Source organism: Arthrobacter sp. UYP4 (assembly GCF_057291175.1).
The window spans coordinates 232,454-247,162 of sequence record NZ_JBXAVU010000002.1 but is presented as its reverse complement, the minus strand read 5'-3'; the positions used below and the strand labels follow the sequence as shown (position 1 = coordinate 247,162).

Annotated in this window: 9 protein-coding genes; 8 read left to right on the top strand and 1 reads right to left on the bottom strand. The window is 68.4% G+C overall.

Going from position 1 to position 14,709, the window contains the following annotated elements; translation table 11 throughout:
• The first annotated feature begins 54 nt into the window (after window positions 1-54).
• The 8 genes from AC0Z9V_RS09950 to AC0Z9V_RS09915 all read left to right on the top strand — a co-directional run bounded on the left by AC0Z9V_RS09950 (window position 55) and on the right by AC0Z9V_RS09915 (window position 12,677).
• Window positions 55-501, top strand: a complete 447-nt coding sequence (locus AC0Z9V_RS09950; RefSeq protein WP_133082048.1) for an FAD synthase family protein — start codon at window positions 55-57, stop codon at window positions 499-501.
• Window positions 502-557: 56 nt separating this feature from the next.
• Window positions 558-1,736: a DUF1972 domain-containing protein gene (locus AC0Z9V_RS09945; protein WP_459269286.1), complete on the top strand. Its 1,179-nt coding sequence runs from the start codon at window positions 558-560 to the stop codon at window positions 1,734-1,736.
• 160 nt (window positions 1,737-1,896) lie between these two features.
• Complete coding sequence (locus AC0Z9V_RS09940; protein WP_485141408.1) at window positions 1,897-2,589, top strand: DUF4352 domain-containing protein; 693 nt, start codon at window positions 1,897-1,899, stop codon at window positions 2,587-2,589.
• A complete protein-coding gene (locus tag AC0Z9V_RS09935; RefSeq protein WP_485141407.1) occupies window positions 2,586-3,848 on the top strand; it encodes a hypothetical protein in 1,263 nt (420 codons plus the stop codon). Before AC0Z9V_RS09940 ends, AC0Z9V_RS09935 begins: the two co-directional genes overlap by 4 nt.
• Window positions 3,841-9,291 (top strand): PKD domain-containing protein, encoded by a 5,451-nt coding sequence (locus AC0Z9V_RS09930; RefSeq protein ID WP_485141406.1) that lies wholly within the window; start codon window positions 3,841-3,843, stop codon window positions 9,289-9,291. The genes AC0Z9V_RS09935 and AC0Z9V_RS09930 overlap by 8 nt, the downstream gene beginning before the upstream one ends.
• Before the next feature lie 74 nt (window positions 9,292-9,365).
• Window positions 9,366-10,109 carry a CDP-alcohol phosphatidyltransferase family protein gene (locus tag AC0Z9V_RS09925; protein ID WP_485141405.1) on the top strand — a complete coding sequence of 248 codons (744 nt, stop codon included), beginning with the start codon at window positions 9,366-9,368 and terminating at the stop codon, window positions 10,107-10,109.
• A complete protein-coding gene (locus AC0Z9V_RS09920) occupies window positions 10,100-11,446 on the top strand; it encodes a Wzz/FepE/Etk N-terminal domain-containing protein (protein ID WP_485141404.1) in 1,347 nt (448 codons plus the stop codon). Before AC0Z9V_RS09925 ends, AC0Z9V_RS09920 begins: the two co-directional genes overlap by 10 nt.
• Window positions 11,439-12,677 carry an O-antigen ligase family protein gene (locus AC0Z9V_RS09915; RefSeq protein ID WP_485141403.1) on the top strand — a complete coding sequence of 413 codons (1,239 nt, stop codon included), beginning with the start codon at window positions 11,439-11,441 and terminating at the stop codon, window positions 12,675-12,677. Before AC0Z9V_RS09920 ends, AC0Z9V_RS09915 begins: the two co-directional genes overlap by 8 nt.
• Here AC0Z9V_RS09915 and AC0Z9V_RS09910 read toward each other — a convergent pair.
• Window positions 12,642-14,552 (bottom strand): right-handed parallel beta-helix repeat-containing protein, encoded by a 1,911-nt coding sequence (locus tag AC0Z9V_RS09910; protein ID WP_485141402.1) that lies wholly within the window; start codon window positions 14,550-14,552, stop codon window positions 12,642-12,644. The genes AC0Z9V_RS09915 and AC0Z9V_RS09910 overlap by 36 nt on opposite strands.
• Between the last annotated feature and the right edge of the window lie 157 nt (window positions 14,553-14,709).

Here is a 14,709-nt window from a genome sequence, read left to right as displayed (position 1 = left end):
ATCCCGGCACCGGCAGCCACGCCCGCGGTCGCGGCCACCAGCGAAGGAAGCCCCATGGGAATCAGGATCGGATATGCCGCCGGTGCGTTCGACCTCTTCCACGTCGGCCACCTCAACCTGCTCCGTCACGCCAAGAGCGAGTGCGACTTCCTCATCGCAGGCGTCGTCTCCGACGAACTGCTGGAGAAGAACAAGGGGAAGAGACCGGTCATCCCCCTGATCGAACGGCTCGAGATCGTCGAGAGCGTGCAGTTCGTCGACCGCGCGGTCGCCGAGACCGCTCCGACCAAGCTCGACATGTGGAAGCAGCTCGGCTTCAACGTCTTCTTCAAGGGCGACGACTGGAAGGGCACTCCCCAGGGGCTCGCCCTCGAGGAGTCCTTCGCCCGGGTCGGCGTCGAGGTCGTCTACTTCCCGTACACCGTCCACACCTCGAGCACCTTCCTGCGGCGGACCCTGGAGCTCCTCAACGCTCCCGAGGTCCAGCAAGCCGCCCTCTGACACAACGATCCGTGCACCCGCCCCTTCGAGGGGTGCGCAGCAACTGGGAGCCCATCATGTACCTGCCGTCGTCCCGCTCGACACCCCTTCGCATCGCCCTGGTCGGAACCCGCGGGGTGCCGGCCCGCTACGGGGGGTTCGAGACCTGCGTCGAGGAGGTCGGGCAGCGCCTGGCCGCGCGCGGCCATGACGTCGTCGTCTATTGCAGGACGTCGGACGACACGGATCCCGCCGAGAACGAGTACAGGGGGATGACCCTCGTCCACCTGCCCGCCCTCAAGCGACGGTCGCTCGAGACGCTCAGCCACACCGGGCTCTCGGCCGCGCACCTGTTCGTCAAGCGTGCCGACGCCGCCATCGTCTTCAATGCGGCCAACTCGCCGTGGCTGCCCGTCCTGCGCGCAGCAGGCATACCCGTCGCGACGCACGTCGACGGGCTCGAGTGGAAGCGTGCCAAGTGGGGACCCCTGGGCAAGAGGTACTACCGGGTCGCCGAATCACTCGCGGTCCGCTGGTCCGATGCCCTCATCGCGGATGCCGCCGGCATCCAGGACTACTACCGCCAGGAATTCGGCGTCGACAGCACCTACCTGGCCTATGGTGCTCCGATCCTCGAAGGCGGAGCGTCGCACCGGCTCGCGGAACTGGACCTCACCCCCGGCGGCTACCACCTGGTGGTGGCCCGGTTCGAGCCGGAGAACCACGTCCATGTCATCGTCGAGGGGTACGTCCGCAGCAACGCGGAGCTGCCGCTGATCGTCGTCGGCTCCGCCCCCTACTCCGACGACTACACGCAGCACGTCACAGCGCTGGGCGACGAGCGGGTGCGCTTCATCGGCGGGGTGTGGGACCAGGAACTCCTCGACCAGCTGTATGCCAACGCACGGATCTACTGGCACGGCCATTCCGTCGGCGGCACCAACCCGTCGCTCCTCCGCGCGATGGGGGCCGGCGTCGCGACCAACGCCTTCGACGTGAACTTCAATCGCGAGGTGCTGGGGACCAACGGCGAGTACTTCGCCGACGCGGCCGCCATCCCGGCGCAGGTGCATGCAGCGGAGGCCTCGGCGTCGGACACCGTGCTCCGCGGCAAGAAGTCCCAGGTGGATGCCCTGGCGTACGACTGGGATCGCGTGGCGGAGGGTTACGAGCGGTTGTGCCTCGAGCTCGCCGGCCGCCGCGGTGGCCGCGGACGTCGTTCCGGCGCCTTCCCGCTCACCGAGACGGCTCCCTGAGGCGGCACGGCCGGACCACCCGCCGATGGGGATTCCGAGTGGTCCGGACAGCGGTTCCGGAAGGCTACAGGTAGTCGCTACTCGTGTTTTCCGATCCGCAGGATTCTACGGTTTAGCCAGCTTATCCGTCCTCCCCGGACGTACTGACGATTGGTCTCATATGAACAACCGATACCTGACCCACGGACGTGCCAGGTCGCTCCCATGGCGGGCCGCGAGCGCGTCCCTCCTCGTCGCTGTCATCGTCTTCACGGCCGGTTGCAGCGACGCTGCCGGGAACAGCGGGACGGCGGTGGAACCGGCCGGTCCGAAGGCGTCGGCGAGTCCGGCGGACCCGAAACCCGGCCCCGACCCCGGCGAGTCCGGCGGACCGGCCGGTGGACCGGCGTTCGAGCCGGCGTCCGCTGGTGCACCGGAGGTGAGCCGTGGAGGCGGGGCAGCGACCCGCGGAGCGGAGGTCGACCCCGTGTCCTTCGCGGAGGAGGCGGCCTGGGACGACGGGCTGGAGGCGACGACGGGGGGATTCTCCCGGGGGACCATCACGGCCACCGGAGCCGGCGCCATCGCCGGGGCAGCCTACGTCACCATCGAGGTCGAGCTCCGGAACGGGTCGGCGGACGCCGTGGACCTGAACACGGTGGTGGCCACCCTCATGACCGGCGAGGAGCCGGTCCCCGCTGCTCCGACCTACGACGTCGACGGCGTCTCGGATCTCTTCGGGACGCTTGCTCCGGGTGAGACGAGAACGGGGACCTACGCGTTCCAGGTCGGCGCCGACACCACCACGGGGACGTTCTACCTCGACGTCGACGACGAGCACGCGGTCGCCACGTTCGACGGCGCCTTCCAGTGAGAGCTCGCATCCGGCGCTTGCTGCCGGCGGGGCTGGCGGCGCTCGCCCCGTGCACCCAGGCCGTCGGCAGCATGCTGCTGATCCTGGTCGCCAGCAGGACCATGGACCTGGCCGACGTCGGTCTCTTCAGCCTCCTGTACGGCTTCTTCGTCCTCGGGTCCGGACTGGTCAGCGGCTTCGTCGGAGACAGCCTGACGGTGCTGGACCGCGGCGCGTCCAGCATCCGGGGAGCGCTCCAGGCGTGGTTCCTGCTCCTGGCCGGCCTCGCCGCAGGGCTCATCGCGGTGGCCGGTCTCCTCGTCGGCGTCACCGGTCCCACACAATCGCTCGTCGTGGGCCTCGCGGGGTTCGCCTTCGTCAGCGAGGAGATCATCCGGCGCCTGCTGATGGTCGACCTCAGGTTCGGGCGCGTCACGCTGGTCGACCTCGCGATGATCCTCGGCACGGCCCTGAGTCTCCTCGCCGCTGCCGGCGACGGCCTGCACCTCCTCGATTTCGTCGTCTCGGTCCTGGTGGGACAAACGGCCGGAGCGCTCGCCGGGGTGCTCCTGCTCCCCAGGTCCGAGCGGTACCTCGTGTCGATGCGGAGATCCTCCCTCCGCCAGGTGGCAGCATTCGGGAGCTGGCGGGCCGCGCAGCAGAGCCTGCGGCCCGCGTTGCTGGCGGGAATCCGGTTCGTGGTGATCCTGTTCGTCGGCCTTGCCGCGGCGGGCGAACTGGAGGTCGCGAGGGTGTACGCCGCCCCGGCCCTCCTCCTCATCGGCGGCCTGTCGTCGTTCCTCTTCTCCTCCTACGCGCGGGATTCGTCCAAGCCGCTGCAGGAACTCGTCCACCGGGCCGACCGGGCGGTGACCGCACTCGTCGTCCTGGCCATCGTCGGCTCGGCCGGCGCACTGCTGCTGCTGCCCGTGGCCGGGCCCCTGCTCACGGGGCGGATGCCGGATCCACTCGCCGTGACCGGCTGGTTGTGCCTGTCCCTGGGTATCGGTGTGAGCATCCCCTACGGCTCACTGGCCGCGGTACGGGGCAAGGCAGCCACGGTGTTCGGCGTCCGTCTGGGCGAGAGCGCCCTGTCGCTGGCCCTCGCCGTCGTGGCCGTCGCGCTGTCGGACACCTTCGTCCTCGCACCCCTGTGCTGTGCCATCGGCTCCCTGATCGGCGCCATCTGTCTTCGCCTGGTCGTCCTTCGACCCAGGCGCGTCACCTCCTCCACCCCATCCTCCGCTCCGCAGAAAAGGCGGTTTGAGACGCATGTCTGAACCCACGACAACACGCCCGAGTTCGTCCCGCCCCTGGCTCGTGTCCCGACTGGCGAGGGCGATCGCGACGATCTCCGTGACCGTGGTCCTCGCCGCGTCCTTCTCCGCGGCGCCCGCCCTGGCGGAGGAACCAGCGGGTGCCGCCACTCCTGCATCGCTTCCCGCGACGGTCAGTGCCGACCTCCTGGTGGCGCCGCAGATCAACGGAGTGGTCTGGTCGACCGCGGTCGACGGCAACACGGCGTACGCTGTCGGCAGCTTCACCCGGGCGCGCCCGGCGGGAGTGCCGGCCGGAGGTGCGGGAGAAGTGGTGCGCAACAACGCCATGGCCTTCAACATCGACACGGGAGCGATCCTGTCGTGGAACCCGAACCTGAACGCCCAGGCGCGCGTCATCGAACTGACGAGCGATCGCAGGCAGCTCTTCGTCGGAGGTGACTTCACCACGGTCAGCGGCCAGGCCCGGAGCAAGATCGCCTCCTTCACGACGGCCACGGGTGCACTCGACGCCACCTTCAGGTCGTCCGCCTCGGGAAGTGTGTACGGCATCGCGGTGACAGCGGACCGGGTATTCTTCGGCGGCTCCTTCGCGACCGCCGGCGGGAGCGCACGATCGAACGTGGCAGCCGTCGCCCGGACCACCGGTGCGCTGCTGCCCTGGGCTCCGGCTGCGAATGGGATGGTGCAGTCGATCGTGGCGGCGCAGGACAACAGCCGCATCGTCCTGGGGGGACGGTTCCAGGAGCTGAACGGTGCACGCACGATCGGTATCGGAGCGGTCGACGGCGTCAGCGGAGCCAGCCAGGCGTGGTCCAGCACCCCCATCCCTGCGGCGGCAGGCACGAGTTCCTCCTGGGTGACGCAGATGATCCTCCGGGACGGCGTCGTCTACGCAGGAGCCAACGGAGACGGAGGGCACTGGTTCGACGGGCGCTTCGCCGCCGACTTCGCGACGGGTGACCTTGTCTGGCTCGACAACTGCTACGGGTCCACGAGTGACGTCTCGGTGATGGGCGAGATCATGTACTTCGTCTCCCACGCCCACGACTGCGCCTCCGTCGGGAGTTTCCCGGAGGAGAACCCGACGATCTGGCGCCGGCTCATGGGCAATACGATCTACGCGACGGGAACCGACCAGGCGCCGCCGGGCAGCAACAGCTCGTACTCGGGCCAGCCCGTGCCCACCCAGCTCCACTGGTACCCGTCGATCAACACGGGGTTCTACACCAACCAGTTCCAGGGTGGCTGGGCCATGGACAACAACGGGACGAAGATCGTCGTCGGCGGGGAATTCACCACCGTCAACGGCGTGGCCCAGCAGGGTCTCGCGGTCTTCGGGTCGAAGGCGGTAGCGCCGAACAAGGTCCGTCCGGAGTACACGACGGCCCTGAAGCCGACCGCCGTCTCCCTGGAAGCCGGTGCAGTACGCGTCGCGTGGCCCTCCACCTGGGACTACGACGACGAGAAGCTCACCTACGAACTCCTGCGGGACAACAGCCTGACCGCGATCACGACGATCACCGAGGCCTCGAGCTGGTGGAAGGTCAAGACGCTGGGGTACTTCGACACATCGCGCACCGCCGGAGCGACCCACACCTACCGGGTCCGGGTCAAGGATGCGGCCGGCAACGAGTACATCGGTCCGAGGTCGGATCCCGTGACGGTGGGAACGGGAACCCGCAGTGCCTATGCCGACCTCATCGCGAAGGACGGTGCTTCGGCGTACTTCCCGCTGAACGAACAGTCCGGCAGCTCCTTCGTCGACAACATCGGCTTCAACGATGCGGTCGCCGGCACGGGGCTGACCCGCGGGGTGGACGGCTCGATGCCGTCGACGACGGCCACCCGGTTCGACGGGACCGCCGGCGCGTTCGGCGCGACCCGGACGGTCGAGGCGGGCCCGAACACCTTCACGGTCGAGGCGTGGGTCCGCACCGAGTCGACGACGGGAGGCAAGATCATCGGGTTCGGCAACGCGAAGACCGGTGATTCCGGCAGCTACGACCGGCACGTCTACATGTCGAACGACGGCCGCATCACGTTCGGCGTGTACAACGGTGCGACGTCGACCCTCCGCACCGCCGGAGCGTACAACGACGGCAAGTGGCACCTGATCACGGCGTCGATGGGCGCGGACGGCATGACGCTGTACGTCGACGGGCTGCGCGAGGCGGCACGGGCCGATGTCACCGCCGGGCAGGCCTACAAGGGTCAGTGGAGGATCGGCGGGGACACCGTGAACGGGTGGCCGAACGCGCCCAGCTCCAGCCGGTTCGCCGGTGACATCGACGAAGTGGCGCTCTACCCTGCCGTCCTGGACCGTCGCGTGGTGCTCGATCACTTCACCGCCAGCGGCAGGACCGCGGCAGTGCCTGCGCCGGCCACTGATGCCTACGGCAAAGCGGTCGATGCGGACGATCCGGCCCTGTTCTGGCGCCTCGACGACTCGGGTTCGGGGAACGCTGTCGATTCCTCCACCTCGCGGACCGACGGCCTGGTGAGCGGCAACGTCACCCGCGAGGCCGCGGGCGTCGTGAAGGGGGTCGCCACCAAGGCGTTCGCCTTCGACGGAACCAGCGGCATGACGGCTGCGACGAAGTCCGAGGCCAACCCGCGCGTCTACAGCATGGAGGCCTGGTTCAGGACGGACACCTCCCGCGGCGGGAAGATCATCGGCTTCGGCAATGCCGACACGGGCCTGTCCGGGAGCTACGACCGGCACGTCTACATGGAGGATTCGGGGAAGCTGATCTTCGGGACGTACACGGGCCAGACGAATACGATCCAGACGCCGCTGGCCTACAACGACGACACGTGGCACCACGTCGTCGCCAGCCAGTCACCGCAGGGGATGAAGCTGTACGTCGACGGAGCACTGGTCGGGACGAATCCCCAGACGGGCGCGCAGTCCTACACCGGTTACTGGCGCATCGGGGGGGACAGGACCTGGGGCTCCAGCAGCGCCTTCTTCGAGGGCTCCATCGACGAGGTCGCGGTGTACTCCCGGGAGTTGACCCAGGAGCGGGTGAAGGCACACTACGACATCGTCGTCCCCGCGAACCAGCTCCCGGTGTCCGCCTTCACCTCGGAGGTCGACGACCTCAACATCGTGCTCGACGGCGGTGGCAGCACCGACCCCGACGGCACGATCACCGGGTGGACCTGGTCCTTCGGGGACGGCACCACCGCGGAGGGGGCCCGGGTGCAGCACGCCTATCCGAAGGCCGGTGCGTACGAGGTGTCGCTGACCGTGACGGACAACCGCGGCGGGAAGGCGACCACCACCAGGACGGTGTCGGCCAGCGCGCCGAACGCCCTGCCCGTCGCGGACGTCCAGGCCACGCAGGCCGGTCTGTCCGTCGGGTTCGACGCCTCCGGCTCCACCGATGCCGACGGCTCGATCGCGTCGTACAGCTGGGACTTCGGTGACGGTGCGACGGCGGAGGGAGCGGCGGCGACCCACCTGTTCGGCCGGGACGGCACCTATCCCGTGACGCTGGTCGTCGTCGACGACCGCGGTGGCCGTACCAGCCTCGAGCGCCAGGTCCAGGTGAGCAACGCGGTGCCGACGGCCACGTTCGAGGGAACGAGTTCGGGACTGGACGCGCGCTTCGACGGAACCGGCTCGACGGATGTCGACGGGACGGTCCGCTCCTACAGCTGGGACTTCGGGGACGGTTCCACCGGATCCGGTGCGGTCGCCGATCATCGGTACGCCGCGGCCGGTTCGTACGATGTCACGCTGACCGTCACGGACGACAAGGGTGGGACGGGCGGCTTCGCATCGACGATCGACGTCACGAAGACCAACCAGTCACCGACGGCCGGTTTCCAGGTCACGACGGCGGACCTGCTCGTCCAGGTGGACGGTTCGGAAGCCGCCGACACGGACGGCACCATCACGGCCTACGCCTGGACGTTCGGGGACGGGGCGACCGCCACCGGACGCACCGCCCAGCACGGCTACGCCTCAGCGGGATCCTACGACGTGACGCTCACGGTGACGGACAGCGATGGTGCATCGGCAACGGTGACGAGGACGGTCACGGTGCAGGTCGCACCGCCGGCCAGCCCGACAGCCTCCTTCACGGCGCGGACCGACGATCTCACCGCGACGTTCAGCGGCGCGGGAAGCTCGAGCCCGAACGGGGCCGTGACCACCTACGCATGGTCCTTCGGTGACGGTACGACCGCCACGGGTGTCTCACCCTCCCACGCCTACCGGGCGGCAGGAACCTACGAGGTCGTGTTGACCGTGACCGACGTGCGAGGCGCCACGGCGTCGACGACCCAGACCGTGTCGGTATCGCCCCAGCTGGTCGCGGCCTTCGAGGCGACGACGCAGGGCAGGCTGCTCTCTGCCGACGCCGGCACCTCCGGCGGGACCGTCGTCGCCCACGCCTGGGACTTCGGCGACGGGACGACCGCGGCCGGCGCGACGGCCGGCCACCGGTACACCGAGGACGGCACGTTCGTCGTCGTCCTGACGGTGACCGACGCCGCGGGCCGCACGGCCTCCACCAGCAGGACGGTCACGGTCGCCAACAGCCTCCCGACCAGCTCCTTCACGCCGGTGGTGTCTGGGCTGGACCTGTCGGTGGACGCCACCGCGTCCAAGGACCTGGAATCGCCGGCGCTCACCTACAGCTGGGCGTTCGGGGACGGCACGACGGCGAGCGGCCGGACCGCCACCCACACCTATGCTGCTGCGGGTACCTACACGGTGGCGCTCGTCGTCCGCGACGAGGACGGCGGGGAGACCCGTTCCGAGCAGCGGCTCCTCGTCGAGAAAGCGGTCACGGAGCCACGCATCCTCGCCGGCGACGCCTTCTCACGGATCCTCGCCTCGGGCTGGGGAAGCGCGGACACCGGTGGGGCGTACTCCTACTCCGGCACCCTCTCCAACTTCTCCGTGGCGAACGGCAAGGGGCAGCTCCGGATGGGCTCCGCCGGAGCCGGCCCCTCGGCCTACCTGAACTCCGTTTCGTCCACCGACACCGAGGTCCGCGCGAGCATCTCGGTCGACAAGGCGGCCACCGGAGGAGGCGTGCACCAGTCGTTCCTGCTGCGCGATGTGACCGGCGCAGGTGCCTACACGGCGAAACTGCAGTTCCAGCCGAACGGATCGGTCACGGCCTTCCTGCTGCGGAAGGACACGATCCTCGTGAACCAGACCGTCATCTCCTCGCTGAACTACGCGCCGGGGAAGGAGCTGATGGTCCGGGCCCAGGCGGTCGGTACCGCGCCGACGGTCATCCGCATGAAGGTGTGGGCGGCGGGCACCGCCGAACCCGCGAGCTGGCAGCTCTCCACGAGCGATACGGCCGTCGATTTCCAGAAGGCGGGGCGGATCGGCTTCACGTCCTACCTCTCCGGATCGGCGACGAACGCTCCGGTGGTCGTCCGTTATGACGACCTGTGGGTGGGGGAGGCGCGCCAGTAGCGGCTGGGCCTAGTAGTATCCGGCACTAATCGATCGGACTGCATTTCGGAGTCCGCAGAATGAGAAGGACCGTCATGACAATGCGACCTGGGGCGCAATTGGATTTCCGAGAAGCACTGAACTCTCTCGCCAGTGCACAGAAGACGTCGAAGGGGGCACCTGCCTACTCGAGATACATCAACAGGAGACTGGGAAGGGTCTTCGCGGCGGCAGCGTACTCCCGCGGTCTCACCCCCAACCAGGTCACGCTCATCAGCGCCCTCGCCACCTTCTCCGGGCTGGCGCTGCTGATCCTGACGGATCCGACGACAGGCACCGCCCTCCTGGTGACCACGCTGCTGGTCCTGGGCTACGCGCTGGACTCGGCGGACGGCCAGCTCGCGCGCCTGACCGGAACGGGATCCGCGGCCGGGGAGTGGCTGGACCACACCGTGGATGCCTTCAAGGAGGGGAGCCTGCACCTCTGCGTCCTCATCTGCTGGTGGCGCTACCTCGATCTCGAGACCGCATGGTTGATCGTGCCGATCGTGTTCCAGGTGCTCGCGACGGTGCACTTCTTCTCGTCGCTCCTGATGGACCAGTTGAGGCGGGCCCGCCGCACCAGCAGCAGCACGACGGTCGCGGAGCCGGCGACGTCCTCGGCCCTGTATTCCCTCGCCGTCCTGCCGACGGACTTCGGCCTGTTGTGCGTCCTGTTCGTCCTGTTGCTCTTCCCCGCCGTCTTCGTGGGTGCGTACAGCCTGCTCATGCTCGCGAACGCCGCGTTCCTGGTCCTGGCCCTGCCGAAGTGGTACCGGGAGGTGAAGACGTGGAGCTGAACGAATACGGGCGCATCTTCCGCCGCCGGTGGGTCCTGATCCTCGTCTCGACCCTGGTCGGCCTGCTGCTCGCGGGCATCGCCTCGGGACTCGCCGACCGCACCTACGAGGCGAAGGCGGACCTCTTCATCCGAGCCGATTCGGAGGCCAGCTCCAGCTTCGAGAACTCGCAGTTCGTCCTGCAGCGCGTGAAGTCCTACCCGGACCTGGTCAACAGTCCCCAGGTCCTCACGCCGGTCCTGCAGGAACTGGACTCGTCCATGACCCTGGCGGAGATCAGGGAGAAGGTCAGCGCGAGCAACCCGCCCGAGACGGTCTACGTGAACGTCACGGCCTCGGCCGGCACGGCGGAGGAGGCAGCCGCCCTCGCCAACTCGGTCGCCTCCAACCTGCGCGACGTCATCCGTCAGCTCGAGGGCGGGGACACTGCGAGGAATGCGGCCGTCGAGGCCTTCGTCACCACGCCTGCCGTCGCCCCCACCTCGGCCTCCACTCCCAACACCGTCCTCAACCTGGCGATGGGCCTGCTGGTCGGACTCACCGTGGGGCTCATCGCCGCGGTCGTCCTCGGGGCCGGGCACCGGAGGATCCGCAGCAGCGGGGATCTGCCCCGCTCGGTCGATGTGGAGGTGCTGGGAGCCGTTGCCGGAGGTGCATCCCGCAGTTCCGGGGTCCTCGCCCAGGAGACGGCGCTGCAGTACCGGGAGTTGATGACCGCACTCCTGATCAAGCGTGGCGGGCAGCTCCCGAAGCTCCTCATGGTGACGTCGGTGGGACAGCGCAATGATGCCCAGGAAGCGTTCGGGTACCAGTTCGCCGGCTTCGTCGGGGACTCCGGTGCCCGCACGTGTGTCATCGATGCGACACAGCAGCAGATGCTGTCCGATGGAGCGGTCGCCGGACAGGCCGGTACGGAACTGGGTTTCTCGGACGTGCTCGTCGGTGAGGCCACACTCAACGACGTCCTCGCCGCCACCGAGTGCGGTGCGTACCGGATCCCCATCGGTACCTCCACCGACAGGATCAGCCGTTCCCGCGCGGCGCGGCAGGGTGCGAGCATCCTCAAGGAACTGGACGACGCCTTCGATGTCACGCTCGTCAAGACCGCGTACGACTCGCACCCGCTGACGACGTGGACGGTCGCACCGGTCGCCGAGGCCGCGCTGGTGCTCGTGTCGTGGGGTACGTCGGCCGCGGACCTGGAGGACTCCATGCGGGAACTCCAGGCGGTGGGCGTCGAGCCGCTCGGCCTGGTGCTCCTCGGTGGACCGCGGCGGTCAGGGGGTCGCGCATCAGGGCGTGCCCACCTGAAGGTCCGGACCGCCGGCCGTGGGTGAGTCGAGGGCCCGCACAGCGAGCGCCGTCCTCATCTGGATCATCCTGATCGTCAGTGTCACGGCGTGGCGGAAGGGAGTCTACTTCGAGGGGTCCTTCGACGCCGTCGTTCTCGCCAAGGCAGCACTCCAGGGAGCCGCCTTCGCGATGGTCCTGCTCCTGAAGCGGGCGGCTCCCGTGGCACACCCCGTCGCCGGCGGGCCGCTGCTGGCGATCCTCGCAGTGCTGGCCGTGTCGATGATCGGCGCCCTGGACGCCGGGAACACCACGGCTTCAGCGGTCCTCGTCGTTCGGACTGTCCTCCTCGCGGTCACGGTGGTGCTGATGGTCTCCGCCTTCCCGCGGGACGAGGTGCTCATGCACCTGGTCGTCGCCGTCGGGATCGTCGGCGCGCTCCTCGCGATCACCGGTGTCGGTACCATCGCATCCGGTGGGCGCCTGGAAGGCACTCTCCTCCCGATCAGCCCGAACGGCCTCATCGTCCTCTGCGCGATCCCGGCACTCGCCGCGATCCAGCGGGTCATCTCCGGTCGTGCCACGATCGGTGCCGTCGTCGCGGCCTGCTTCTTCACCCTTGCGTGTCTCGCGACCCAGTCCCGCACGGCGCTGCTCGGCATGGCCATAGCGGTCGTCGTCCTCATCATGAGCATCCGCACCATCCAGCGGTACGTCGCCGTCGTCCTCGCCGCGGCCGTTCCGGCGCTGTTCGCGGTCGCCGTGTACACCACCTTCTTCGGGGCACTCCTCAACAGGGAGGGAAGCGCCTCCAACTTCACCCTCAACTCACGTACCATCGCGTGGCAGGTCGTGCTGCAGACTCCCTTCGAATCCCTCCAGAAGTGGGTCGGAGCAGGACTCTCGGTGAAGACTGTGCATGTGCAGGGCCAGTACTGGAACGACCAGGTTCTGGACTCCAGCTGGATCTCCGCCCTGGCCCAGACGGGACTCGTGGGGACTGCTGTCCTCGCCGTGCTCGTCACGGTGGTCCTGATCGCCAACATCAGGGGCGGACGGCGGAACGCCCTGCCCGTGGCACTCCTCGTCTTCCTGCTCATCAGATCGTTCCTGGAGACGGGACTGCTCGACGCCAGCGTCACCTTCATGGTCCTCACCGCCCTCGCGTCCGCCTTCGTCCCGCGGTCAGGGGCGCCATCGGGCGGTCAGGGGCCGTCGGGCATCAACGCGAGGCCACGAGCATCAGCCGGCGACAGGTCCTACCAGCAGACTCCCTGAGGGGACGCGGAGCAGGGCTGCGATCCGATCGGGGAGGGGCTCGGCGACGACCGACGACCGCACGGTGTCGCTCACCCGGAACGTCGTCGGATCCGCGATGGCATCCCCGGTGAGCTCCATGTCATGCTTCGCCTGTCCTGTCGCATTCCGGAAGCGGCCGAGGGTGGTGAAGACGGCCGGTTCCTCCCGTCCGCGCGACCAGATCACGAGCCAGGCCGGGCTCGTCCCCGAGGATCGGTGGAAGACGTTGCCGGACGTCGCGATCTCCATCTCTTCCGCCGACATCTGGTGCGAGTAGTCCTCGACGCACAGGAGACAGTTCGCCGTGGTGCCGGTGATGACGTTGTTCCGGAGATCGATCGATCCGTTGATCCACGTCATCAGCGGGTCCGGAAAATGCTGGCGAGGGTCGTGCCCGGGTGTGCGGCGGTCCGAGGCGCGTCGTGCGTCCTGCACGATGTTGATCGGACGCCCATTGCTGATGAACGAGTTGTTCCAGACCTCGACGTCGCTGGTGTTGTTGATCTTCAGGCCATGGCCCGTGTTCTCGGCGACGACATTGTCCGCGACGACGACACGGGCGGAGATCTCGACGGACAGCCCATGACCGCTGTTCCCCACGATCTCGTTCCCCGACACGGTCAGGTCGAACGAGGACTCGTCGAACCAGAGCCCGGTGCCGTTGTTCGCCGAGAAGTTGCTGTCCCTGATGTGTACCGTCCGGGTCCGCCCGATCTTGACGCCACCGGCCGCCGGGGAGTGGTTGAAACCCTCGGTGTTGTTGTCCGTCACGTCGAGATTGGTCGCGGACAGCCCGTCCGCGTACGTCGCGGACGCGCCGAGCATGCCGTTCTGCGTGAGCGTGATGTTCTCGAGCCGGGCGTTCGTGCCGGACACGGCGAGCCCGGTCGTGGAGGTCTGCTCGATGATGACGTTCTCGACCGCGATGTCACTGCTCTCCAGCGTCACCGCGGCCATGTGCGGCACGGAGGGGGAGAACCGGCGGACACCAATTCCCTTGACCGCCGACCCCTCGGACTGGATGGAGATCGCCTTGGCGAGGGAACTCGCGCGGACATCCTTGCCGGCCGGGTCCGAGCCGAGGAACAGCCGGTTGCCGTCGTAGTCGACGTAGAAGGAGTCCGCGCCCAGTTCGCCGAGGGACCCTACCTGGCGCTGCGCCGTGCCGTCGATCCACACCTGGTCGGGATGGGAGGCCATCGGATACGCGGGGTCGACGAACGTCCAGCCCGGTGTCGTGCCGTCCTCGTTGCCCCACGAATACGTCGGACTCGCGTCGAACTCGGCGGTCCAGCCGTCCGCCACGAACGCGGGGCCGTCCTGCTCGAAGTCGAACACCGGGACACTCCCATCGAGCCATACCTCTTCCTGGGGGAAGGCCTGAAGGGTGATCTGTTTCGTCGTGGGGATCTTCACCGCTTCGGGGTACGTACCGCCCCGGAGGACGACGGTCTGTCCGCTGCGGGCCTGGGAGATGGCGGCCTTGATGGTCTTCAGTGGCGCGTCCTGCGTCCCGCGGGAATCGTCGTTGCCGTTGCCGGCGACGAAGATCGCATCCCCAGGCACTGCGTAGGACGTCGTGCCCAGAGGCGCGGCACCCGCCGTGGGTGCTGATGTCGCCGGCGATGATCCTGCCTGGAACCCGAGCGATTGCGTGAAGAAACTGTCGGACGTCGATGCCACGCGGCCGCTCGACACCCAGATGCCGCCGGTACCCGCGGCACCGGGCACGACAGCGCCGGACGGGTCCTGTGCCGATGGAAGCACACACGCTGACAGCAGCACGACCGAACCGAGTGCAACAGCGCGGCAGGTGAGCCGTCGGCCGCTCAGTGGCCGATTCTGCTCCATCATGAATTCCCTCTTGGCATCCGATGTGACGGCATGGAACGGACCGTGGTCGATGTGACCGCCGCCACCCCAGCCTAGCCTGCAGAATGGTTCGAGGGAACGGTGCCGCCCGGTGCTCGTCCCCGGGAGGACCCCCTGCCCGCGCCGGTCCGTCGGCTTA

Coding starts and splice junctions, on each gene's coding strand:
- AC0Z9V_RS09950 (WP_133082048.1), top strand. CDS start 55: ATGGGAATCAGGATCGGATATGCCGCCGGTGCGTTCGACCTCTTCCAC.
- AC0Z9V_RS09945 (WP_459269286.1), top strand. CDS start 558: ATGTACCTGCCGTCGTCCCGCTCGACACCCCTTCGCATCGCCCTGGTC.
- AC0Z9V_RS09940 (WP_485141408.1), top strand. CDS start 1,897: ATGAACAACCGATACCTGACCCACGGACGTGCCAGGTCGCTCCCATGG.
- AC0Z9V_RS09930 (WP_485141406.1), top strand. CDS start 3,841: ATGTCTGAACCCACGACAACACGCCCGAGTTCGTCCCGCCCCTGGCTC.
- AC0Z9V_RS09925 (WP_485141405.1), top strand. CDS start 9,366: ATGACAATGCGACCTGGGGCGCAATTGGATTTCCGAGAAGCACTGAAC.
- AC0Z9V_RS09910 (WP_485141402.1), bottom strand. CDS start 14,552: ATGATGGAGCAGAATCGGCCACTGAGCGGCCGACGGCTCACCTGCCGC.